Origin of the sequence: Curtobacterium sp. NPDC090217 (assembly GCF_044746705.1) — a bacterium.
In the GTDB taxonomy this organism is placed as follows: domain Bacteria; phylum Actinomycetota; class Actinomycetes; order Actinomycetales; family Microbacteriaceae; genus Curtobacterium.
The window spans coordinates 361,404-383,234 of sequence record NZ_JBIVCR010000001.1; the positions used below are offsets into that span (position 1 = coordinate 361,404).

Below are 21,831 nucleotides of genomic sequence, written 5' to 3' on the forward strand. Positions count from 1 at the left end.
CGAACGAGACGGGGAAGCGCTCATGACGAACGACGACCGGAGCAACGAGGACCGGCCGGGCGACGGCCAGGCACCGACCTGGGGCGAGCCCGCTCCGCAGCAGCCGGCGGCTCCGCAGGACGATGCACCGCGATACGGCGAGCGCATCACCCCGGCCTCCGCACCGCAGTACGGCGAGCAGGCCGCACCGCAGCAGCCGCAGTACGGCGAGCAGGCCGCACCGCAGCAGCCGCAGTACGGCCAGCAGCAGTACGGCCAGCAGCAGCCGCAGTACGGCCAGCAGCAGTACGGCCAGCAGCAGTACGACCAGCAGCAGGGCGCTCCGACGTGGGGCGGTCAGCAGCACGCAGCAGCGGCACCCGCGTCCGCCGGCGCCCCCGGGTGGCAGAGCTACGAGGAACCGAAGGCGAAGAAGAAGACCGTCGGTGTCATCGCGTTCGTCCTCGGGCTCGTCGCACTCGTGGTCGGCGTCATCACCGGCTACCTCTTCGGCACCGCGATCGTTCACAGCAGCGCGTTCGACCAGCTCCTGCAGAACGGCGGGAGCACGACCCCGGACCCGTCGCAGTTCCAGGACATGGAGAACGACCCGGCGCTCGCGGGTGCTGGCGTGCTGTTCCTCCTGGGGACGGTGATCGGTCTCTGGGCCCTGGTGCAGGGCATCATCGCGATCGCGACGAAGCGCGGACGCGGCTGGGGTGTGTTCGCCGTCGTGCTCGCGATCGTCGCGGTGATCGCGGTGCTCGTCACGTACGCGGCGGTCGCCGCGGTCGCGGTCTCGAACGGCGTCTCCTGAGCAACCGCGTGTGGCACCGGCCGCTCCCGGGCACGCACGGTTACCCTCGACCCTGATGTCCCCCGACGACCGCCAGCACCTCGACGACCTGGACGACCGCGCCCGGGAACCGCGCCACGCGGCTCCCGTCACCGCCGGTGTCAGCCCGGGCAGCACCTTCGCGCCCATCAGCCTCCGTCCGGCCGTGGACGTGCAGGTGGTCCAGGACCGCCTCCGTGCCCTCGGGCAGAGCCGCAGCACCGAGGCCCTCGCCGAGCGCGCGGAACTCCTGCGCCTGCTCGGCCGCCTCGACGAGGCCCTCGTCGTCGCGGAAGAGGTCTTCCGGCTGACCATGTTCACGGGGGAACGCGCCGACAAGGTCGCCGCACGGATCCGGCGTGCGCACGTCCTGCACGACCTCGGCCGGTACGAGCGGGCCGCGACCGAATCGGCCCTCGCCCGCGACACGGCGGCGACGGAGGAATGGCCTGAGCTCGAGGGCGCTGCCGCCGAGCTCGAGGGCTGGTCGCTGTTCGAGCTGAACCGCTTCGAGGAGGCGCGCGAAATCCTCGGTCGCTCGTACGAGGCGTTCCGCGCCGCCGGGGCCCCGTCCGAACGCACCGACGCGCTCCGCTCGGCCGTCGAGGCGGCGATGCGCGCGTCCATCGCCCAGCCGGCGGCAGCTCCCGAGCGCCCGACCGCCGACCGTCCCCGCACCGCACGAGAGGCAGCGGTCCGTCGCGAGACCGACCCGGTCACGCGCGTCGCCGAGCCCGTGAAGGAGGTCCCGCCGGTCCGCCGCCGGGTCCTCGGGGCACCGGATGCCGCCCGCACCGAGGCGGACAGCCTCTGGGGCAAGCTCTCCGATCGCGCCGACCGCACCGACCGCTCCCAGCGGCAGGGCCCAGCCGACCGGTGACGTCGCTCGACCAGGTCCGCTCCCGCGCCGCGGAGCTCATCGCGGCGCACCTGGGCACCGGGTCGTGGTCGTTCGGCTTCGACAACGCCAAGACCCGTGCGGGCCAGTGCGACTTCGCCAAGCGCCGGATCACCGTGAGCAAGCACCTCGCCGTGCGGTTCTCGGACGACGACGTCGAGCAGGTCCTGCTGCACGAGGTCGCGCACGCCCTGAGCGGCGCCCGCGCCGGGCACGGGCCGAAGTGGCGGCGCACGGCTGCCTCGATCGGGTACACCGGGTCCCGCCTGCACGACGGCCCGATCGCCAGCGAACTGGCCCCGTGGGTCGGCGAGTGCCCGGCGGGACACGAGCACTTCCGCTACCGCACGCCGACCAGACCGTTGGCGTGCGCGAAGTGCTCCCGCCGGTTCGACGAGCGCCACCTCATCACGTGGACCCGCCGGGCGGACGTCGCCCGGACCGAGCCCGCGCGTTCCGAACTCGGCACCGAGGCGCGCCGGTAACCCGTTAGCCTGGGCGGATGCAGACGGGGCAGCACATCCGCACGGACTCGGGGTCGTCGTGGTTCTTCGACGCCGGACGGATCGCCCTCGACTTCGCGCACACCGGCGGGTTCGCCGACGACCCCGACGGCCGACGCCCCCGCGCCCAGCTCGGTGAACTCCTCGTCACGCCGGCCGACCTCGACGAGTGGTTGAGCGACCACACCGAACCGATCGACGTCGGCGCGAGCGCCCGCGAGCTGCAGGACGCCCGTGAACTCCGCGCCGCCATCGGCCGTCTCGCGGTCGCGGCGGCGCCCGCGCCGGCGTCCACGGCTGCCGAGCGCACCGCGGTCGCCGCCAGCCTGCGTGCCGGGACCGGCCGCACGCGCCCCGCGCCAGACGACATCGACACCGTCAACCTGTTCGCCGCCCTGCCGGACGTGCCCCCGAGCCTCCCGGGTGGCCGTCGCCGGGCCGGAGCGAACCGTGTGCGGCTCGCACAGGCGCTCTCGAGCGTCGCTCGCGACGCCGTCGCCCTGTTCACCGAGGTCGGGTTCGACGACGTGGAGGCCGACGGCCGACCGACCCGCCTCAGCCGCTGCTCGGCGCCGGACTGCGGGCTCGTGTTCTACGACTCGTCCCGCGGCGGCACGCGCCGGTGGTGCGCGATGCAGCGCTGCGGGAACCGCGCGAAGGTGCGCGCGCACCGCGCTCGGCGCGCCGCCGCCTGACCTGCGGGTCGGCGAGCGCGTCGAACGTCACCGACCCCGAACGACAGGACCGTCGTCGTACGACAGCGATGCTGTCGCAGTCCCGCGCGTGCAACTGTTGCGGGCGCGTGGGAGCGACATGACCGGTGTCGTACGACAGCGACTCTGTCGTTCCGAGTCGACAACCGGAACGGGCGCGGGCAACCGGAACCGGCGCGGGCAGCCGGAGCCGACCCGCACGCAAGCGCGCGCCTACTCCGCGCGCCAGGTGATCGTCGAGTCGCCCTCGGGGGCCTCGTCCACGGGCGCCGCACGCATGTAGCTCACCGCGTCGACGGTGGAGTCCTTCGGCGCCAGCAGCACGGCGCAGACGTCCGCGGTGCCGGTACCCGTCAGCGCCGACGTGATCGCCTTCCGGTCGAACGGGCACGCCTCCTGCAGCACGTCGTTCCGGTCGCTCGCGGCGAGCTCCGGCCCGGCCTGCAGCTTGTCGGCCGCACGGAGCCCCCACGCGTCGTTCGTCAGGTCTCCGACCGCGTCCGGGTCGAACGCACCGGACACCCGCTTGACGGTGAAGTGCGCGAGGTACGCGTCGTCGCCCTTCGGGTTCAACCCGAACTGGTCCATCGCGGCCGCGGTGACCCGCTCGACCTTCGTGGCGCGGATGTCGAGCTGCCCGTGGAACGCGGAGCCGTTGAGCTTCGTCGTCACGGAGTCACCCATGTCGTGGCCGCCCTGCGCGCACCCGCTGAGCATCGCGGCGGCGGCGATGGCGAGCACGCTCGCCGTGGTCAGTCGTCGTCTGGTCCCCTGCATGGTCGCCACGGTACGGACCCGGGAGGCTCGGGGCACGTCGTCGAATCAACCTCGCGTCCGGCGCGGGTCGGGACAGGCGCCGTCAGCAGTCGGTGACGACGTGGTCGGGATCGCCGAGGTCCTGGGACTTCCCCCAGTCGGCGAAGGAGAGCTCGACGGTTCCGGTGGTGTCCGATGCCCGGAACGAGTACGGCACGGGCTCCCCCACGGCGGAGACCACGAGCGACCCGATCGGGGAGGACCCGTTCGCGACGACGATCTGCACGCGGGCGTCGTCGCCGGTGCCGGTGACCGCCCCGGGGTGCAGCGTGACGTCGGACCCGGTGCCGAGCATGCTCCGCAGCAGGTCGTCGGGCTCGGTGAACGGCGCCAGGTCCCGCACGGTGGCGGAGGTCGCTGGCACGCACACACGGCCGCTGGTCACCTTCGCGAGACCGGACTGCGCGGCGAACGCGGCGTTGCCGGACACCCACACGTCGTCGGCCCGGCGACGGGCATCGAGGGACACGTCGCCGACGGACAGTCGCAGCGCGGAGTCCTCGGTCGTGCCGCGGTAGTCGATCCGCACGGCCCGGCCGGGCACCGTGTCACCGGACCCCTTCGCGGCGGCGGGGTCCGGCACGAGTTCGGTGACGGTGCCCGTCGCGACGACGGGCTCGGAGCGCATCGCCGCGAGGACGTCCTGCAGCGCGGTCGTCCCGTCGACGGTCTCGATGCCGTTCCTCGTACCGTCCACCGGGGCCTGCCCGCCGAACCCGGTGGCGGTCGGGGTGACCGCGATGTCCGTCGGAGCCTGCCCGGAGCACGCGGTCAGCACGAGCATCGTCGCGACGACCCCGGCTGCGACCGACCAGCGGCGCACGCGTGCGTCAGCCCGCATCGCCCACGCAGACCTGCTTCGCACCCTGGTCGGAGAGCGCACCCGCGTCCGTCGGCACGCTCTTGCCCTGGTTGTCGGCGGTCGCGCGGACGACGAAGCACGAGTCGGCGTCGTACAGGCCGGACGACTTCGGGATCCAGACCTCGGTGCCACGGACCAGCCGGCTGACGTCGATGGGCTTCGTGCCGGGTTCGACGACGAACACCGACCACGCGACGTCGTCGCCCTTCCAGGACACCCGGACGTTCCCGGAGCCGGACTGCACCGCGAGGCCGGACGGGGACGGCGGTCCCTCTGCGGTGACGGCGCGGACGACGAGCACGGCACCGATCACGACGGCGATCAGGGCGAGGGCCGCGGAGACGAGGAACGCCGGGTGCCGCCAGAGCGGGCGGCGGGTGGTCTCGGTGCGCTCGAGCTCGGGCAGGACGCCGATGTCCGACCCCATCGCGCGCTTCGGGGTCTGGCTCTGGACGCCCCACTGCTCGTAGAGCGCCGGCTGCCCCGGGTCCCAGCCGAGCCGGGTGCCCTGTCGCTGCTGGGACGGCGCGGCCGAGGTCGACGGTGACGGAGCGGACGGCACCGGGACGGAGGGGATCGGCGGGACGACGGGTGGTGACTCGCTCAACGGACCGGTTCCTCCCCAAGACGGTGATGCGGACCCCACGGTGCGGATCGCACGGCAAGCATACGGACGACGACGGCCCCCGCGAGCACGCGCGGGGGCCGTCGGGACGGATCAGAAGGTGAGCGAGCCCTCGATGTCCTTGGCCTTCATGCGGGCCAGCGCGAGGTTCGCCTTCGCGCGGTCCAGCACGAAGTAGATGAAGACCTCGGGGTGGCTCGCCAGCGGGCGGATGATGTGGAACTGCGAGGACAGCGTGATGAGGATGTCGTCGATCGAGTCGGCGAGACCGAGGGACTTCGCGGTCTTGAGCTTCGCGCGGACGACCTCGGTGTTGCCGGCGGCAGCGAGCTCCAGGTCGATGCCGCTGCCGGCGCCGCCGAGCAGCATGCCGGAGCCGCTGTCGACCACGGCCGCGGCCATGGCGCCGTCGACGGAGACGAGTTCGTTGAGGGAGTCGGTGATGGTGGCCATTCGGGTTTCCTTGTCGTTCGGTACCGACGCGCAGGGACGCGCCGGGCCCCGCCGCGGTGGCGAGGAGCTTCGGTGCCGGGCTCGGATCAGGAGCCGGCGGGGACGGGAGCGGGGACCGCGAGCGCCTCGGCGATGCGGGAGGCACAGCGGCGGGACACGGTCAGCGCCTTGCCGAGCATCTCGTCGGTGTCGAACAGGGCGGCGAGCACGATCGTCTGCCCCGGGATGCGCATCTGCACCACGTGCCCGCGCTCGGCGGCGATGATGACGTACTCGCTGGTGCCCATCGTGAGCTCGCGGGCGACGGCCTCGCTGAGCGCCTGGATGGAGCTCGCCATGCTGGCGAACCGGGCCCCGTCGGTCGGTGCGGAGGCGCTGTCGGACAGGCGGACGATCTCGAAGCCGTCGTCGCTGAGGAGCGACGCGGTGATCAGCGACGTGGTCATGTCGCGCATCGCGGTGAGCTCGACGCGACCGAGGTCGATGACGACGGGGTCCTGGTGGGGGGCGAGTGACATCAGTGCACTTCCTGCGCGGGAGCGGCAGCGGGAGCGGGAGCCACTGGCGCCATGGCCGCGCGCATCTCGATGTTGGCGACGAGCGTCAGCAGGACGGTGGTCATCTGCTCCGGCTCGCGGGGGTCGACGGTGAAGACGGGCACGAGCATCTCGGGGTGCGCCGCGGACAGGGCGTCGGAGAACGCGGCGGTGGAGGTCCCGCCGACGACGTCCGCACGGGTCACCCCGACCACGACACCGCCGCGGTCGTGCAGGTCGCGGAACTCCTCGATGAACTCGAGCATGCTCGCGACGGGGTCGGGCGCATCGGCGTTCACGAGCACGACGAGCCCGCGCGCGCGGTCCTTCAGGATCTGCCACATGAAGTCGAACCGGCGCTGTCCCGGGATGCCGTACAGCCGCACCTTGTCGACGTCGCCGACGGTGATCTCGCCGTAGTCGAGCGCCACCGTCGTGGTCGCCTTGTCCGCCGTCTCGCGGTCGGTGTTCGCGGCCTCGGTCCGGACGACGGGGACCTCGCTGAGCGCCTCGATCGCGGTGGTCTTGCCGGCGCCCATCGGGCCGGCGAACAGGATGACGTGCTCGGCCATCAGCGTGCCAGCCGGTCGAGCAGACGGCGGAACAGCCCGCCGCGGGCGGGTGCGGCGGTGGCCGTGGCGGTGACGACGGGGCGGTCGAACGCCGGACGGGCCATCGCGACGTCGGGGGCCGTCGACCGGAGGATCCGCATCAGGCTGAAGGCGTTGACCACGCGACGGGCCTCGGCGGGCGCGACGTTCGCCTGCTCGGCGAGCTCGTCGACCGTGAGCGACGCGTACCCGAGCATGGACGTCATCCGCACGTGGTCGGGGGTGTGCGCGAGCGTGGTGAAGTTCGGCCAGCGCTGCAGCCGGTAGGTGTCGTCGCGCTGCAGCCACCAGGCGAGCTCACCGGGGAAGGAGTTGAGGCCGATGTGCCAGAGGAGCGACTGGAGCTCGTTGCCCGGCGTCGTCGTGACGGCGGAGTCCTGTTCGCGGGACTCGCGGCCGACCCGGAGCTCGAGCGGCTCGATCGGCATGTCGGCGAGGTCGGTGGACCACCAGTAGGCGTTCGCGGTGACGTCGATGAGCAGTGGCTCGTGTCCGGCGATCTCGACGCGCAGCACGTCGTCCTGCGCGTCCCACATCGGCCGGAGCGCCATGGCGACCCGGGTCCAGCCGAAGCGCGGCATCGCTCCCGTGTCGTCGGACATGACGGGCACGCGGCCGACGGCCCCGTCCGGCAGTACGGGCTCCATCGGTGCTGGCTCCATCGGTGGTGTCTCCTCCTGGGGCCGGTACCCCCGGCCGTCTCCCCTCGGGAGCCGGTGCGCACCCGTTCGGACCCTCCGATCCAAGCGGTCGGGCGGAGGTCCCCGGAAGCCCCCGTCTGGGCGGCACCTGTCGGGGAGGTGCGCGCCGCCTATCATGAGGTCGTGCTCCGGGGGCGTGCGACGACGGCTGGACGAGGGCGGCTGGGTGCCGTGCTCGCGTCCGTCGCGCTCGCTGCGGTCGGCCTCGTCGCACTGACGGGAGGCCCGGCTCCGGCCGCGCAGGCGGCGAACGGCCCACAGCGGCTGGACACAGCGCGGGTCGACACAGCGCAGGTCGACACAGCGGCGGCCGACTCGACCGGCTCGACCGGCTCGACCGACGGGGCGGCAGCGGCGTCGGACCCCGTGCGGGTCGCCGTCCCGTACACCGGCAAGGCCGACGTGGCGCTCGGCGACGGGTGGACGGTCGCCGACTGCGGGCGCGTGAACGTGCCGACGGGCGTCGCGATGGCGTGCTCAGGCGACTCGCTCTCGCTCACGTCGAAGGGCTACCGGACGGACTTCGGGACGGTGCTCATGACCGTGCCGCTGCGTTCCGCGTCGTTCGACCTCGACGTCACGTACCTCGTGTCGCTGGCACCGCCGACCCCTCCGACCCTGGACGGGCAGACCTACGACTACCCCTTCGCCGCGGGGACGACCGCGTCGATCCCGTGGTCGGACCTCGGCGTCCGCTGCGACGGCTGCGCGGCAGGGCCCCGGATGACCGTCGTGTCCACGAAGCCCGCCGGGTTCGTCGCCACGGTGACGAGCACCGGTCTGCTGGTCCGCGGGCCCGAGGACCGGACGGGCACCGCGACCGTGCGGCTCCGTGCGACCGACGACCAGGGACACTCCGGCACCGCGAAGGTGAAGGCGGTGTTCGTGGACCAGGGGGAGTCCGGCATCGCCGCTGACGACGTCGTGCGCCGACTCGGTGCCGACGGCTCCGTGACGATCGACCTGCACGACCTGGCCGACGCGCAGCAGGGCACCGTGACGATCGACGGGTGCGGCACCCCGGTCGCGGGCACCGTCACCTGCGCCGACGACGGCACCGCCACGTATCGTCCGGACGGCACAGCCCGTCCCGACGGGGCGATGCGCGCCGCCGACCAGTTCTCCTTCCACGTCCGCACCGCCTCCGGCGACCAGGCGACCGGTACCGTGACCGTGCTCCCACGCGAGGGCGCGCGGACGGTCGCCACCGCGTCCGGGACGGTGGCGACGGACGACGACCGCGGCGTGCGGTACCCGGCCACGGGCCTCCAGGCCGACACCGGGGCGACGACCGCGCACAGCGTCGTCCGCACCCTGCCGTCCGAGGACGACACCGCCGCAGGCGGCGGGTCCACCGGACTCCTCACCCCGCTCACGGCACCACTCGACCGCATCACGAACGGAAACCGATGACGCTCCGGCTCAGCCTGCAGGACGCGACCTTCGTGGTCGACGCGACCGACGTCACGAGCGTCGCCGAGGTGGCGGCCGGACTCGGGGTCGACCCGGCCACCATCGCGCCTGGTGCCGCTCCGGAGACGTCGTTGGCCGACGCCGGGATCCTGAACGGGTCGACGCTCCCCGCCCGGGCACCGAGCGAACTGCCCCCGGGGCGACCGCGGCTCGAGGTCGTCGGCGGACCGTTCTCCGGCGAGACCGTGCCGCTGCCCCTCGACGGACCGCTGCGCATCGGCAGCTCCGGCGCCATGGAGCTCTGCGTCGCCGACCCGTTCCTGCGGCCGCACCACGCGACCATCGCGCTCGACCACGGTTCGCCGGAGAGCACCCCCACTCCCGCGATGCCCGGTCCGCTGCGCGCCGTGCTCAGCGTGATGGACGGAGCCGACGGCGTCGTCGTGAACGGCCGGGCCGTCACGGGGACCGCGGACATCGTCCCCGCCGACGTCGTGCAGATCGGCAGCTCGGTGTTCCGCATCGGCATCGAACCGTACGTCGACGCTGACCTGGCCCCCGACGAGGTCGGCATGCGCGGCTTCAACCGGAGCTCGCGGATCATGCCACCGGCGACCCCGCCGACCGTGGTGCTGCCGGGTGACCAGCCCGACGACGTCGACAAGACCCCGATGCCGTGGCTGTCCGCCGTGATCCCGGTGGTGCTCGGCGTGACGATGGCATTCGTGTTCGCGCGGCCGATCATGCTCATGATGGCGGCGGCCTCGCCCGTGATGGTCGTCGGCACGTTCCTGACCCAGCGCTCGCGGGCGAAGAAGAAGGGCGTGAAGACGTTCGAGGAGTGGCGGCAGGACATCGCCGACACCCGGGTCCGCATCGCGCAGCTCGTCCGCGAACAGCGCCTCGACTCCTGGTACCGGAGCGTCGACCCCGTGGTGATCCGCGACATCGCCACCCGGCCGCTCGCGCGCCTGTGGGAGCGCCGGAAGCGCGACGCGGACGCCCTGCACGTGCGCGTCGGCGTCGCCGAGGTCCCGCTGCAGGCGAACTTCCAGGGCGGCAAGGCGAAGAACGCCTCGCCGCACCACGTCGGCGTCGCGCCGGCTCCGGTGGACGTCGACCTGTCAGCAGGGGTCGTCGGCATCGCGGGGCCGGGCGACGTGACCCGCGCGCTCGTCCGGTCGATGCTCGCCGCCGTCGCCACCCTCCGCTCCCCCCGTGACACCCGCATCGTCGTGGTCTGCGGGGACGAGGACGCCAGCAGGTGGGAGTGGACCCAGTGGCTCCCCCACACGCAGCAGGCCGAGGACGGCGCCTTCGCGCTCATCGGCAACACCGACGACGCCCGACGGGAGCGCATCCGCGAGCTCGCCGCGCTCGTGCAGACCCGCTCGCGTGCGGGTTCCGCCGTCAGCGCGCGGGACTTCGACACCGACGTGGTGCTCGTCGTCGACGGCGCCCGCGAGTACCGCACGCTCCCCGGCATGGTGCAGGTGCTCGAGCAGGGCGCACTCGTCGGTGTGCACGTCGTCGCACTCGACAGCGACCGCGCTCGGCTCCCCGAGGAGTCCCGCACCGTCGTGGCCGTCGACGCCGACGACCGCTCGCTCGCCCGGCTGGAATCGGACGCCGAGTACCACGCGTCCGTGCTCCTCGACGGGCTGTCGGTGCCCACCGCCGAGCGCATCGCCCGCAGCCTGTGCTCGATCCGCCACGTCTCCGGCGTCGGCGACGAGGGCATGCTGCCGACGAGCGTCCGCTACGTGGACCTGCTCGGCGTCGACCTCGACGACCCGGCGCCGATCGTCGCCAGGTGGCAGCGCTCGCCGCGTCGGACGCACGTCGTCGTCGGAGCAGGAGCGGACGGCGAGTTCGCGATCGACATCGCCGCGGACGGCCCGCACGCCCTCGTCGCCGGCACGACGGGCTCCGGCAAGTCGGAGTTCCTGCAGGCGCTCGTGGTCTCGCTCGCGATGGCGAACCGCCCGGACGCGCTCAACTTCGTGCTCGTCGACTACAAGGGCGCCTCGGCGTTCGCGGACTGCTCCCGCCTGCCGCACACCGTCGGCATGGTGACGAACCTCGACGCCCGTGAGACCGAGCGCGCCCTGACCTCGCTCGACGCCGAGCTGAAGCGCCGCGAGACGGTGCTGCGCCTGCCGGAGCTCGGCGTGAAGGACGTCGACGCCGCCTGGTCGAAGGACCCGGACGCCGCCGCCCGCAACGGACTCGCGCGACTGATGATCGTCATCGACGAGTTCGCCGAGCTGAAGACCGAGCACCCGGACTTCATCGACGGACTCGTGCGCATCGCCCGTGTCGGCCGGTCCCTCGGCGTGCACCTCGTCCTCGCGACGCAGCGTCCGTCCGGGGTGATCACGCCCGAGATGCAGTCGAACATCAACCTCCGCGTGGCGCTCCGCGTGACCGACCGCGCCGACTCCACCGACGTGCTCGGCTCCCCCGAGGCGGCGCTCATCAGCCAGGCCACCCCCGGCCGCGGCTTCGTGCGGGCCGGTCTCGGGGCCATGCCCAGCGGGTTCCAGACCGCCCGCGTCGCCGGCATCCGCCAGGGTGTGCAGCGGGTCCAGCGGCAGCTGCCGAAGATCGCCCCCGTGGACTGGGAGGGCGTCGGCTACGCCCCGCGCTTCCCCGTCCGGCGTCACGCGGCAGCGCCCGTCGACCACGACGACACCGACCTCCGCGCGCTCGTCGACGTCGTCACCCGGGCGACCGAGTCGCTCGGCATCCCGAAGAACTCCTCGCCGTGGCTGATGCCGCTGCCGTCGCTCCTGCCCCTGTCGCAGGTCGCGGGCGGAGCGGGTGCCCCGACGACCGTCACGCTCGGCATCGAGGACGTCCCCGGCCAGCAGACCCAGCGCCCGCTGACGTGGGACCTCGAGGCGGGGACGCACCTGATGTTCCTCGGCGGGGCATTGTCCGGCCGGACCACCGCGCTCCGGACCGTCCTCGCGCAGGCCGTCGAGCGGATGAGCCCAAACGACCTGCACCTGTACGTGATCGACCACGGCAACGGCGGGATGCTGCCCCTCGCGCAGGCCCCGCACACCGGTGCCGTCGTCACCCCGCTCGAACCGGCTCGGCTCCCGCGCCTGATGGACCGGCTGATCGAGGAGCTCGCCCGCCGCCAGGGCGTGCTCTCCCGCGCCGCCGTGGGCACCATCGTCGAGCAGCGCCGCGCGCACCCTACGGACGCGCTGCCGTACATCGTCGTCGCCGTGGACGGGTGGGACCGCGCCACGAGCTCGATGCAGCCCGAGGACCTGCTGCCGATCCGCGAGCAGATGACCCGGGTCCTCCGCGAAGGACCCGCCGCCGGCATCCGCGTCGTCGTCACCGGCGACAAGACCGTCGCCGCCGACCGCATCGCCGGGTTCATCAGCGACCAGTACGTGCTCCCGATGCGCGACGTGAACGACTACCGCGGCACCGGGGTGATGGTGCGGGAGCTCCCCGAGACCGTCCCGGCCGGGCGCGTGTTCTTCGGCGCGACCGTCCGCGAGGCCCAGCTCGCCGTCCTCGGCCAGGACGCCTCCGCCGAGGCCCAGGCGGCAGCCCTCCGCGGCACGGTCTCCGCCGCCGTCGAACGGTGGACGGACACCGTCGGGCAGGACCCGTTCCGCGTCGACGCGCTGCCCTCCCGGGTGTCCCTCGCCGAGGCGCAGGACCTCCCCGTCGCGACCGGCCACCCCGCCGACGGCCCCACCGCCGGCGTCGGCGGCGACGAACTCGCCCGCATCACCCTGGACTGGCCGGCCGCCGGCGGGTTCCAGGTCGTCGGCGAGCGCGGCACCGGCCGGTCCACCGCGCTCACGTCGATCGCGCACCAGCTCGTCTGGGCAGGACGCCCCGTCATCGCCGTCGCGACGAAGCCCTCCGTCTTCCAGACCTGGGCACGCGAGGCGGACGTACCGCTCCTCACCGACCCGATGGGCTTCATGGACCTCGGACCCGCGATCGGTCGCTACGAGGACCCCGCGGAACTCATCACCGTGCTCATCGACGACGCCGAACTCGTGTCGAACACCCCGCTCGAGAACTCCCTGATGGGCGACCGCGCACGCTTCGTGTTCGTCGTCGCGACCAACCCGGACGCGGCCGCGAAGACCTTCAGCGGCCCCTACGGCGAGGTCCGGCGCACCCAGGAGGGCATGATCCTCTCGCCGTCCAGCGCTCTGCAGGGGACCCAGCTGTTCGGGCAGAAGGTGCCGAAGTGGATGGTCGGGCGCCAGCCCGCCGGAGGCGGCGCGATCCACCGCCGCGGCGAGTGGACGCAGGTGCAGGTGCCCGACCCGGCCGCCTGACGGACGTGCGGTGCCCGTGCCGGGTGATCGGAGCCTCCCGTAGGCTGTGACGCTGGAAGCGCGAGACGGGGGATGACGACGGATGGCTGCACGCTGCTCGTACTGCGGAGCCGAGCTCCGGCCGAACAGCATGTTCTGCCTGTCGTGCGGCCAGCTCGCCACCGGTGGACGGCGCTCGACGCCCGCCCCGGTGAGCGACACGTCCGAGGTGCCGCCGCAGCCGTCGGCGTCCGTCCCGCCGCCACCCGCTGCTCCGTCCCGTCCGTCGCCGGGTCCCGCCGACGGACTGGAGGCCCGGATCACCGCCGCCCCGCCGGTCGCCGCACCCGGTCTGCCGCAGCTGGTCTTCACCACCGGACAGACGCTCGTGGTGCGGGAGGGCACCGTGCTGCTCGGTCGGCGGCCGGAGGACATCGCGGCTGCTGAAGGCGCTGCCGCGTTCGCGCTGGACGACCCGGACCGGTCGATGTCGCGGGTGCACGCAGCGGTGGTGTTCGGGGCGTCGGGGTTGCGCGTGGTCGATCGTGGGTCGGGCAACGGCACCGTGCTCCGGCGAGGAGACCGGGAGGACCGGTGCCCGGAGGGGCTGCCCGTGGAGCTCGTCCCGGGGGACGAGCTGTGGTTCGGGTCGGTGGGGGCGCGGGTCCGGTGACGGTGCTCGACGACGCCACCCGCCAGAGCTGGCAGCGGTTCTTCGCGCAGGACGGACGGTTCGACGTCCACTACGACGCAGAACGCTTCCGGAGGATCGCGAGCAGGAACCTCCGCGACGCGGTCCTGCTCATCGTGTCCGTCGTCGTTGTGCTCGCGCTCGTGCTGCTGTGGGGGCGACTCGGTCCGATCGTCCTCGGCTTGCTCCTCTTCGTCGTCGGTGGGATCCTCGCGATCGTCCTGCTGCGGCGTCGACTCTCGCTGCTCCGCCCGGCCGGGGGCGAACCCGGGCTCCTGCTCGGGGTCTCCAACAGCGGGCTGCACACACCGCTCGTCCCGCTCATCGACTGGAGCAGCGTGCGAGCGGTGTTCGCGGTCGACGAGTCCACGCGGCTCGCGCAGAAGCGTGGCCAGCGCAACGTCGCGGGCACGGCGGAGGTGTGGGCGGCCGGCAACGGCAAGGCGACCAGGCAGCTCTGGTTCCTGCTCGAGGACGCACCCGCCCTGCGGTCGCAGGTGGTCGACCAGCGCTGGGCGAAGGGTTTCGAGACCTTCACGAACGTGAACGGTCCGGCGTTCGCGCAGTACATCCTCGACCTCGACACGGTGCTGTCGTTCGACGACACGAGGAAGATCACGGCCGCTGTGCTCGTCCAGGCACAGGCACGTGGCATCCACGCCGTGGAGTCGCTCGGCGCGTCCGACTTCGCCGAGTACGCGAGCCTGCTGAGCGGCGTCACCGTCGACGGGGTCGTCCCCCCGAAGCCAGCGGACGTCCCCGGCAACCCGTTCCGGCACTAGGCTTTCGCGGGAACCCGGCGGGCGGCGCCGGGCCGACAGACGACGAGGGGCGAAGTGTCGATGATGCCTGACGTGCCGGCGGGTCCGAGGCCCGTGACCATCACGCCGGATCCGGAGCGGTACGCCGCTGTGGTCCGACGCGAGCGGGCGACGCTGATCGGGACCGTCGTGGTGGTCGTCGCCGCAGAGGTCGTGACGAGCGTTCTCGGGCTGCTCGGCCCCATCATCGTCGCGCACGGGCTGACGCTCGTCGCCGCGTTCTACTTCTTCTCGGTCCTGCGCTTCCGCCGCAACCGGATGGCGCAGACGCTCGGCGACACCTCGCGCGGGATCACCGTGTCGGACGCCGGGGTGGACATCCCGGTCCTCGGCACCGTGGCCTGGCAGGAGATCGTCGCCGTCTTCACCGTTGTGGACCAGGACCGCGCCGACCGGTACGCCCGGTCCCGCGGGATCCGCGGCGTCGCCGAGCGCTGGACGCAGTCGGTCGGCTCCGCCAACCACTACCTGACGATCGCCGTCGCCGACGGGCCCGCGCTCCGCCAGCGCGTGGATCCGCCCCGCTACCGCCGGTGGATCAAGCTCTGGGCCCGCTCCGGTGCGCCCGACTTCGGCGCGGTCCAGCTCATCGGCGACTCGTACTACACCGATGCGGACGCCGACCTGCTCGATCGCACGCTCCGCGCGTTCGCCGCGGCCCGTGGGCTGCCGGCCTCGCGAACGGCGAACATGCTCGAACAGGGTGAGTTCTTCCGGACGAACTCCGGCATCGCGGTCTTCGACGGCCGCTCGGAAGCGAAGTGAACAGGATGTCCGACGACGCAACGGCTGCGCTCTGCAGCAGGTTCCGCGGCCCGGTGATGGACGTCGTCGCCGCCGCGATCGGCGCGCAAGGCGCTGACGGCTTCCTCCCGGTGTCACAGGCGGTCGAGCGGCTCCGCGCCGTGACGAACGACGCCACGGCACTGTCGGTCGACGCGAGTCTGGCCAGGTGGACCGCATCAGCGCCGGTCTTCTTCGCCGAGGTCGACCGAGCGCTCGAGCACCGCGACGGCCCGGCGCTCTGGGCTGCGGTCACGCACCACGAGCACGGCGTCGACCTGCTCGGGAAGGCCTGCGCGGGGCACCCCGGCTGGTGACCCGGTCGATGCGTCGGCATGGACAGTCGACGGATCGCCACAGTCCTGAGTAACCTTCGTTGCAGTGCGCAGCATCGGCTATGCTGCTGCACGGTCCACCGCCCCCGAACGGGGGTCGGACCGAATTGGGGGGTAGGTCAGCGGATCGACCCCAGGACACACCAGTGTTTCTTGGAGGGAACCATGGCGGACATCCGCGTCACTTCCGAATCGCTCTCGGGCGTCTCGAACCAGCTGCAGTCCGGCTCGCAGTCGATCGAGTCGCAGCTGCAGAACCTGAAGTCGCTCGTCGACGGTCTCGTCGGTGGCGACTGGTCGGGCGCAGCGTCCGGCTCGTTCCAGGACCTGTACCAGCAGTGGGACCAGTCGGCCGTGCAGCTGAAGGAGTCCCTCGCGGGCATCAGCCAGCTGCTCTCGCGCGCAGCCCTGTCGTACGAGGAGTCCGAGAACTCGATCTCCGGCACCTTCCGCTGATCGGTCGGCCCGGAGCAGACCGCTCCGGGCCACCCAGCAGCAGCAGTGATCGACCGAAGGGGCGATCACGGGAGTCGGCCGATCCGCGGGGGTACCAATGGCGCAGTACAGAGTCAGGACCGAGACACTCGGTCAGGTGGCACAGACGTTGCAGTCCGTCGTCACGACGTTCGAGTCGCAGGTCGGCTCGACGAACTCGCACGTGCAGAGCGTCGTCGACGTCATCTGGAAGGGCGAGGACGCTGCGACGTTCCAGCGCTCCTGGACCGACTTCCAGGCGGGCTCGGCCGCTCTCGCAGCCACGCTCCGCGACCTCGCCGAACGCCTCCGTCAAGCGGGCGCGTCGTACGAGCTCAACGAGACCGGACTCTCCGGCAACTTCCTCGAGAACAAGCACGTCGTCCCGGTCCGCAAGATCGACGGCGCTGCCGGGGAGACGACGGCGCCCGCGGCCTCGGGCGCGACGATCATCAGCGCGGGTGGCGTGACCGGCGGCAACGGCGTCGACGACCGAGAGAAGTCGGCACGACGGGTCGTCGCTGCCCAGGCCGACACGGCGGGCACCGATGAGTGAGCAGCAGGCGGACATCGCCACCCTCACCCAGCTCGTGCAGTCGATGACGCAGCTCCACGAGTACTGCCTCCTGCTCCAGCAGGGTGCGCAGTCGTTCGCCGCAGTCCTGCCGGCCGAGTGGCAGGGCGCCGCGATGACGTCGTTCCAGGCGACGTTCCAGCAGTGGTCCGCCCAGGCGACCACGCTGGCCAGCGCAGCCGAGGGGCTCACGCAGCACTCGACGCTCGTGCTCCAGGCGTACCAGCAGACCATCGACGCGCTCAACACCGCCTGGAACGACTTCCAGGCACAGCTCGCGTGACCCGCGGCCACGGACAAGGGGATCCCACCGCATGACGAACGTTCGCCTCGACGCCTTCGGCATCGCCCGCGACGGCAACGACATGGCCTCGGCGTCGCACGACCTCGCGACCGCGTGGCGCTCGCTGCACTCGGTCCTGTCGTCGTCCGGCGGCATGGCCGGCCCCGACGAGGCGTCGAAGGAGTGGATCGACTCCTACGACTCCATCGCGGCTCAGGCCGGGGAAGCGAGCGAGGGCGTCGCGCAGACCCTGGCCGCGTTCGACTCGATCATGGGCGCCACCGGCGCGGCGTACAAGCGCGCCGAGCTCGCGGGCGCCTTCCAGGACAGCGACGGCGGGATCTCCATCCCGACGCACGACGTCAGCCTGCCGACCTCGGTACCGACCGCGATGGGTGAGGGCTGGCCGGGCGCGCTCGGGGAGTTCCAGGGCTGGGTCGAAGAGGCACTCGCCTCAATGGGCCTCCACCTGCCGCTGGCGGACACCGACAAGATGGGCAAGGCAGTCGGTGCCTGGGAGGCGTACCGCGACCAGCTCGCGACCGTCCGCGGCAACATCACTGGCGCGCTCGCGGTCGCCGCAGCGTCCGAGATCCCGCAGTGGAACGCGATGGACGGCGCTCGCAACTCCATCGCCACGGTCGTGCAGTCCATGGGCGACGCGTCCGACCAGGCCATCCAGGCGCTGCACGGCCTGATCCAGCAGACCGTCGACGCCCGCAACGAGATCATGGACATCATCAAGGAGCTGGCGATCGCCGTCGGCGTCGAGGTCGGTGTCAGCATCGCGCTGAGCTTCTTCACCTTCGGCGCCTCGGCAGTGGTCGGCGCTGCCGCGACGTCCGCGACGGTCATGCGCTTCGTGGTGCGCATTGCCGAGGTCATCAACCGCCTGATCAGCCTGTCGCGCATCCCGCGCGAGGCGATCGAGAACGGCGTCCGCCTCTTCCAGGCCGTCGGCCGCGGATCGAAGTTCGCGAAGATCGCCGGCGAGACCTTCAAGGGGATGGCGACCGGTGTCATCTCGCAGGGGTTCACGAACACCCTCGTCGAGGGGAAGTCCTTCACCGACGGCTGGACCGGCGCACTGCTCGGCGGTGCGGTCGGTGGCAGCATCGGCGGCGGCCTGGGGCTCATCGGCCGCACGGGCGCCGGCGCCGCGACGAGGACCACTGCGACGCACGTCGTGCTCTCCACGGGGCGCGGCGCCGCCACCGGAGCGGCATCAGGGGTCGCGGGTGACTACGTGACCGCCAAGACCAACGGGCAGGACTTCAACGTCATCCAGTCGCTCGTCTTCGGCACCGTCGGCGGCGGGGCGGCGGACGGTATCCACGGGGGCATCGAGGCGCGTGGCGCCCACGCGAGCGGGGGGTCCGACGCGGGCGGGTCAGGCGCGGGCGGGTCAGACGCGCACGGTGGCACCGGGATGCACGGCGCGACCGGAACGCACGGCGCGGACGTCGACCTGGACACCACTCACGTCACGACGACCGAGGTCGACGTCGACCTCGGTACCTCGGTCGGCGCCGGTTCGGGTGCCGGTGCGCACACGACGGCAGCAGGTTCCGGGACGACGGTGCACACCGACGGCCCGGTCGTCTCCGGCGCGGGACACACGTCGTCGGCGTCGTCGACGCACTCGGGCGAACGACCGCACATCGACGGGTCGCAGACCCCGGTGGTGACGGGTGCTGCGCACGGTGGCGGCACGACCGCCCACGCCGGCGGAGAGAACGTCGTCACGCACGTGGACCACGTCGACGCCTCGTCGCACGACGTCGGTGCCGGGCACGCCGAGGGCGCCGGGCACGCGGACACGCCGACACACACCGAGTCGACCACGCACGCCGACGCTCCGGCGCACGCGGAGACTCCTGCACACGCGGATGCCCCCGCACACGCGGACACGCCGACACACACCGAGTCGACCACGCACGCCGACGCTCCGGCGCACGCGGGGACTCCTGCACACGCGGATGCCCCCGCGGACACGGACACCCCGGCCCACGCTGAAGCGCCTGCGCACGCGGACACCCCCGCACACGCGGAGGCACCTGCGCACGCGGACGCATCCGCCCACACGGACGCTCCTGCGCACGCTGAGGCGCCTGAGCACGCGGATGCTGCGGTCGGCTCCTCCCACGACGCCGCAACGCGCGGCACCGCTGCTGACTCGGTGCCGTCCCAGCACGGGTCTGACCACGTGGACACGACGTCGACCACATCCGAGCACATCGCCGGCGGCGACGTCCGTGATGCGGTCTCGCACGCCGAGTCCCCGTCCCACGCGGACATCGTCTCCACCGAGTCGAAGATCACGAGCGCAGGGACACACGAACAGCCCGCCTCGCTCCACGGCCACGACTCCACCGATGCACCCGCTCCTGCGGACCACACGGACCAGGTCGACGCGGGGCACGCGGCCGCAGCAGGGTCGAGCGCCACGGCCGCGACTGCCGTCGCTGCACACCCGACCGCCACGCGCACAGTCGGTCCGACCTCGCGGTTCGACACCGGCGGCGAGGCGCTCAGCGACAACGGCGGTGGCTCAGATGCCTCCAGCGGGACTCGTCCGCCGCTCCGACCCGAATTCCCGGAATCGGCCGTCGCACGCGATTCCGCTTCCTACCGCCAAGAGCTCGACGCCAAGCTGCACGACCACGGACTCAGCCGTCGCGAATTCCGACGGCTCGTGAGCAAGCCGATTCACCGTCTGACTCCCGATCAGATGGACACCTTGCTCGACATCCGCAAGGGACTCGACCCCATCGAGACCGGAGACGTCGTCCAGAAGGTGATCCCGGAAACCCACGTCACCGGAATCCGCGAGGCGATCGATTCGGACACCCCCGGGTACTTCGGCGACCACGGCTTCGGCGGGTTCATCGCGAAGTTCTCGCACCTCACCGGGATCTCGAACCATGCGCCGATCACCCCACTCCGGGTGTTCCAGAAGCTCGGGCTCGGCTACAACACGACGTCTTTCCCCAATCCGAGCAATTCGCCCATCCACGGGATCCGTATGCGCATCGAAACCGAGTTCGACAGCTCGGGGCGGTCCGACTCCGACGTCTTCGACCGGATGAAACCGCTCCAGACGATACGGAAGTGGCTCGACGACGGAACGATCGATCAGCGTGAATGGGCAGCGATGTCCAACGGAGAGCGCCACAGTCGGCTGAACCAACTCGCCGATGCCCTCCCAGACGGCTCCGACGCGCAGGCAGACTTCCGCACCAAGATGCTTGCAGCGCTCAAGACGAACACCTCGAAGTCCTTTGACAAGGAGAGCTTTGACCCGTTCCGTGGCAACGGCTGGGCCGGCCACTACGAGCACTACACACCCGAGGTCGAGCTCCGCAACAATCTCCGGCTGACCGACGGCGCTGAACTCTGGCGCTACAACCCAGACGGCACTCAGGAATTGGTCGCGAAGTGGGACGGCGCGCGTTGGCGGACGTGATTGGAGTCCGTGGCTCCATGACGACTGCGTACTCCGGCGACGAAGTACTCGCGACCGGTCGAATGGGCCGAATCACCCCGAACGGCCATCACGTGATCATCCACGATGCCGTGGAGGTACGCGTCCCCCGCGATGGCGTGCGCCTCGTTCGGCGTCGGACCAGTGCGTGGTGGAACGGTCTTGCCGTCGAGGTCGTGGAATCCCCGGACGGCGCGCTCTCCGTGTTCGGCTCGCGAGCCGACGACGATCCGCCCCTCCCGGCAGAGGCGATGGGAGAGCGGGGCCGCTTCCAGGCGCACGACATCGACGGCGCGTCACTCTCCGAACTCCGGGTCATCACCGATGAACTCTCGTTCGACCGGAAGTTCGCCGACTCCGCGATCGGCCTCGTCTCGGCGGCGAAGCGCCTCCGCGGGCTCGATCCAGTGCCGCTGACGTTCGAGCAGCCACTCGTGGCGGGCATGGTGGATGCGGTCGGGAACCGCGTCGACCCCGGATCGGACCTGCGATGGCAGTTCAGGCTCGGCGAGTTTCGGGAAGCCACCGCCGAGCAGCTCAACGTCAGCGAAGAACTGGCGCTCACGACGGTGCTCGATGAAGACCACCTCGACGGCGCAGCGATTGCCGACACCGGGGTCTGGATCGGTGATGAGGTGCAGCTCGGCTGGTACAGGTCACGGGAATTCTTGCCAATTGCTGATGTCACGCGACGATGGGAAGCCCTCCCGTCGCCGTCAGCGATCCTGGCCGGGACCTACCTCAGGACCGAAGACGGCTGGTACCGCGGCGAGTCCGACGCGGACGACACGTACTTGCTCAGCCAACCGCTCTCGTCGCCGTCCCCGTCGTTCGTGCTCGCGAACGGAACCGCACGACGACGGATTCGGCGGGACGAGGTCCAGGAGTCGACGCAGATCCGGACGACAGCTGAAGTGGAAGGACGACGAGTCGTGATCGACGCGCCCTGGAGCGCTCTCCTGCAACAGTCCGTCGAGGTCCGCGCCGAGGACCCGGAGCCGGGCACCGTGTTCGCGGGCGACGGTCATCCGATCCGTTTCCGGAAGCGCGAGCAGGGCGTGACCGCTTTCGTCCGCCCGTCCGATCTCCACAACCTGACGAGCGAGGTCGTCGCAACGTCCGAGTGAGTTCCTAGGA

The 21,831-nt window shown here is 71.9% G+C and carries 22 protein-coding genes; 15 read left to right on the forward strand and 7 right to left on the reverse strand.

What is annotated here, in order from left to right; translation table 11 throughout:
• The first annotated feature begins 22 nt into the window (after positions 1 to 22).
• Genes ACIPJ2_RS01735 through ACIPJ2_RS01750 form a run of 4 tightly spaced genes read left to right on the forward strand, consistent with a single transcriptional unit; the run spans position 23 to position 2,910 of the window.
• The gene (locus ACIPJ2_RS01735) at positions 23 to 796 is read left to right on the forward strand and encodes a DUF4064 domain-containing protein (protein ID WP_402727276.1); all 774 of its coding nucleotides are present in this window, start codon (positions 23 to 25) and stop codon (positions 794 to 796) included.
• Between the two features lie 55 nt (positions 797 to 851).
• Positions 852 to 1,694 carry a hypothetical protein gene (locus tag ACIPJ2_RS01740; RefSeq protein WP_402727277.1) on the forward strand — a complete coding sequence of 281 codons (843 nt, stop codon included), beginning with the start codon at positions 852 to 854 and terminating at the stop codon, positions 1,692 to 1,694.
• Complete coding sequence (locus ACIPJ2_RS01745) at positions 1,691 to 2,197, forward strand: SprT-like domain-containing protein (RefSeq protein WP_402727278.1); 507 nt, start codon at positions 1,691 to 1,693, stop codon at positions 2,195 to 2,197. The genes ACIPJ2_RS01740 and ACIPJ2_RS01745 overlap by 4 nt, the downstream gene beginning before the upstream one ends.
• Positions 2,198 to 2,214: 17 nt before the next feature.
• A complete protein-coding gene (locus tag ACIPJ2_RS01750) occupies positions 2,215 to 2,910 on the forward strand; it encodes a CGNR zinc finger domain-containing protein (RefSeq protein ID WP_402727279.1) in 696 nt (231 codons plus the stop codon).
• Positions 2,911 to 3,141: 231 nt separating this feature from the next.
• Here the strand turns inward: ACIPJ2_RS01750 and ACIPJ2_RS01755 are convergent, their stop codons facing one another.
• From ACIPJ2_RS01755 to ACIPJ2_RS01785, 7 genes are all read right to left on the reverse strand, one after another.
• Entirely contained in the window at positions 3,142 to 3,705 is a 564-nt protein-coding gene (locus ACIPJ2_RS01755; protein WP_402727280.1) for a hypothetical protein, read from the reverse strand.
• Positions 3,706 to 3,787: 82 nt separating this feature from the next.
• Positions 3,788 to 4,585, reverse strand: coding sequence for a hypothetical protein (locus ACIPJ2_RS01760; protein WP_402727281.1), 798 nt, complete (start codon positions 4,583 to 4,585; stop codon positions 3,788 to 3,790).
• A complete protein-coding gene (locus tag ACIPJ2_RS01765; protein WP_402727282.1) occupies positions 4,575 to 5,213 on the reverse strand; it encodes a hypothetical protein in 639 nt (212 codons plus the stop codon). The genes ACIPJ2_RS01760 and ACIPJ2_RS01765 overlap by 11 nt, the downstream gene beginning before the upstream one ends.
• 111 nt (positions 5,214 to 5,324) lie before the next feature.
• Entirely contained in the window at positions 5,325 to 5,684 is a 360-nt protein-coding gene (locus tag ACIPJ2_RS01770; RefSeq protein WP_281266048.1) for a hypothetical protein, read from the reverse strand.
• 86 nt (positions 5,685 to 5,770) lie between these two features.
• A complete protein-coding gene (locus ACIPJ2_RS01775) occupies positions 5,771 to 6,202 on the reverse strand; it encodes a roadblock/LC7 domain-containing protein (RefSeq protein ID WP_402727283.1) in 432 nt (143 codons plus the stop codon).
• Entirely contained in the window at positions 6,202 to 6,792 is a 591-nt protein-coding gene (locus ACIPJ2_RS01780) for a GTP-binding protein (RefSeq protein ID WP_402727284.1), read from the reverse strand. Before ACIPJ2_RS01780 ends, ACIPJ2_RS01775 begins: the two co-directional genes overlap by 1 nt.
• Positions 6,792 to 7,493 (reverse strand): hypothetical protein, encoded by a 702-nt coding sequence (locus ACIPJ2_RS01785; RefSeq protein ID WP_402727285.1) that lies wholly within the window; start codon positions 7,491 to 7,493, stop codon positions 6,792 to 6,794. Before ACIPJ2_RS01785 ends, ACIPJ2_RS01780 begins: the two co-directional genes overlap by 1 nt.
• 162 nt (positions 7,494 to 7,655) lie before the next feature.
• Here ACIPJ2_RS01785 and ACIPJ2_RS01790 point away from each other — a divergent pair, with 162 nt between their 5' ends.
• From ACIPJ2_RS01790 to ACIPJ2_RS01840, 11 genes are all read left to right on the forward strand, one after another.
• On the forward strand, positions 7,656 to 8,945 hold the full coding sequence (locus ACIPJ2_RS01790) for an Ig-like domain-containing protein (RefSeq protein ID WP_402727286.1): 1,290 nt from the start codon (positions 7,656 to 7,658) through the stop codon (positions 8,943 to 8,945).
• The gene (locus ACIPJ2_RS01795) at positions 8,942 to 13,270 is read left to right on the forward strand and encodes an FtsK/SpoIIIE domain-containing protein (protein ID WP_402727287.1); all 4,329 of its coding nucleotides are present in this window, start codon (positions 8,942 to 8,944) and stop codon (positions 13,268 to 13,270) included. Before ACIPJ2_RS01790 ends, ACIPJ2_RS01795 begins: the two co-directional genes overlap by 4 nt.
• Positions 13,271 to 13,352: 82 nt before the next feature.
• Positions 13,353 to 13,922 carry an FHA domain-containing protein gene (locus ACIPJ2_RS01800; RefSeq protein ID WP_402727288.1) on the forward strand — a complete coding sequence of 190 codons (570 nt, stop codon included), beginning with the start codon at positions 13,353 to 13,355 and terminating at the stop codon, positions 13,920 to 13,922.
• Entirely contained in the window at positions 13,919 to 14,722 is an 804-nt protein-coding gene (locus ACIPJ2_RS01805) for a hypothetical protein (RefSeq protein WP_402727289.1), read from the forward strand. Before ACIPJ2_RS01800 ends, ACIPJ2_RS01805 begins: the two co-directional genes overlap by 4 nt.
• Before the next feature lie 93 nt (positions 14,723 to 14,815).
• Positions 14,816 to 15,526, forward strand: a complete 711-nt coding sequence (locus ACIPJ2_RS01810; protein WP_402727290.1) for a hypothetical protein — start codon at positions 14,816 to 14,818, stop codon at positions 15,524 to 15,526.
• A gap of 5 nt (positions 15,527 to 15,531) precedes the next feature.
• A complete protein-coding gene (locus tag ACIPJ2_RS01815; RefSeq protein ID WP_402727291.1) occupies positions 15,532 to 15,861 on the forward strand; it encodes a hypothetical protein in 330 nt (109 codons plus the stop codon).
• A 183-nt stretch (positions 15,862 to 16,044) separates the two neighbouring features.
• Positions 16,045 to 16,335 carry a WXG100 family type VII secretion target gene (locus ACIPJ2_RS01820; protein ID WP_071299535.1) on the forward strand — a complete coding sequence of 97 codons (291 nt, stop codon included), beginning with the start codon at positions 16,045 to 16,047 and terminating at the stop codon, positions 16,333 to 16,335.
• A 97-nt stretch (positions 16,336 to 16,432) separates the two neighbouring features.
• Complete coding sequence (locus ACIPJ2_RS01825) at positions 16,433 to 16,909, forward strand: WXG100 family type VII secretion target (protein ID WP_402727292.1); 477 nt, start codon at positions 16,433 to 16,435, stop codon at positions 16,907 to 16,909.
• The gene (locus ACIPJ2_RS01830) at positions 16,902 to 17,210 is read left to right on the forward strand and encodes a hypothetical protein (protein ID WP_402727293.1); all 309 of its coding nucleotides are present in this window, start codon (positions 16,902 to 16,904) and stop codon (positions 17,208 to 17,210) included. The genes ACIPJ2_RS01825 and ACIPJ2_RS01830 overlap by 8 nt, the downstream gene beginning before the upstream one ends.
• A gap of 31 nt (positions 17,211 to 17,241) precedes the next feature.
• Positions 17,242 to 20,676: a hypothetical protein gene (locus tag ACIPJ2_RS01835; protein ID WP_402727294.1), complete on the forward strand. Its 3,435-nt coding sequence runs from the start codon at positions 17,242 to 17,244 to the stop codon at positions 20,674 to 20,676.
• A 425-nt stretch (positions 20,677 to 21,101) separates the two neighbouring features.
• A complete protein-coding gene (locus ACIPJ2_RS01840) occupies positions 21,102 to 21,821 on the forward strand; it encodes a hypothetical protein (RefSeq protein WP_402727295.1) in 720 nt (239 codons plus the stop codon).
• Positions 21,822 to 21,831 lie beyond the last annotated feature (10 nt).

Bases quoted from the DNA above. Each gene is read 5' to 3' on its own strand.
- ACIPJ2_RS01735 (WP_402727276.1), top strand. From the start codon at position 23: ATGACGAACGACGACCGGAGCAACGAGGACCGGCCGGGCGACGGCCAG.
- ACIPJ2_RS01740 (WP_402727277.1), top strand. From the start codon at position 852: ATGTCCCCCGACGACCGCCAGCACCTCGACGACCTGGACGACCGCGCC.
- ACIPJ2_RS01750 (WP_402727279.1), top strand. From the start codon at position 2,215: ATGCAGACGGGGCAGCACATCCGCACGGACTCGGGGTCGTCGTGGTTC.
- ACIPJ2_RS01755 (WP_402727280.1), bottom strand. From the start codon at position 3,705: ATGCAGGGGACCAGACGACGACTGACCACGGCGAGCGTGCTCGCCATC.
- ACIPJ2_RS01760 (WP_402727281.1), bottom strand. From the start codon at position 4,585: ATGCGGGCTGACGCACGCGTGCGCCGCTGGTCGGTCGCAGCCGGGGTC.
- ACIPJ2_RS01770 (WP_281266048.1), bottom strand. From the start codon at position 5,684: ATGGCCACCATCACCGACTCCCTCAACGAACTCGTCTCCGTCGACGGC.
- ACIPJ2_RS01775 (WP_402727283.1), bottom strand. From the start codon at position 6,202: ATGTCACTCGCCCCCCACCAGGACCCCGTCGTCATCGACCTCGGTCGC.
- ACIPJ2_RS01780 (WP_402727284.1), bottom strand. From the start codon at position 6,792: ATGGCCGAGCACGTCATCCTGTTCGCCGGCCCGATGGGCGCCGGCAAG.
- ACIPJ2_RS01785 (WP_402727285.1), bottom strand. From the start codon at position 7,493: ATGGAGCCAGCACCGATGGAGCCCGTACTGCCGGACGGGGCCGTCGGC.
- ACIPJ2_RS01795 (WP_402727287.1), top strand. From the start codon at position 8,942: ATGACGCTCCGGCTCAGCCTGCAGGACGCGACCTTCGTGGTCGACGCG.
- ACIPJ2_RS01800 (WP_402727288.1), top strand. From the start codon at position 13,353: ATGGCTGCACGCTGCTCGTACTGCGGAGCCGAGCTCCGGCCGAACAGC.
- ACIPJ2_RS01815 (WP_402727291.1), top strand. From the start codon at position 15,532: ATGTCCGACGACGCAACGGCTGCGCTCTGCAGCAGGTTCCGCGGCCCG.
- ACIPJ2_RS01820 (WP_071299535.1), top strand. From the start codon at position 16,045: ATGGCGGACATCCGCGTCACTTCCGAATCGCTCTCGGGCGTCTCGAAC.
- ACIPJ2_RS01825 (WP_402727292.1), top strand. From the start codon at position 16,433: ATGGCGCAGTACAGAGTCAGGACCGAGACACTCGGTCAGGTGGCACAG.
- ACIPJ2_RS01830 (WP_402727293.1), top strand. From the start codon at position 16,902: ATGAGTGAGCAGCAGGCGGACATCGCCACCCTCACCCAGCTCGTGCAG.
- ACIPJ2_RS01835 (WP_402727294.1), top strand. From the start codon at position 17,242: ATGACGAACGTTCGCCTCGACGCCTTCGGCATCGCCCGCGACGGCAAC.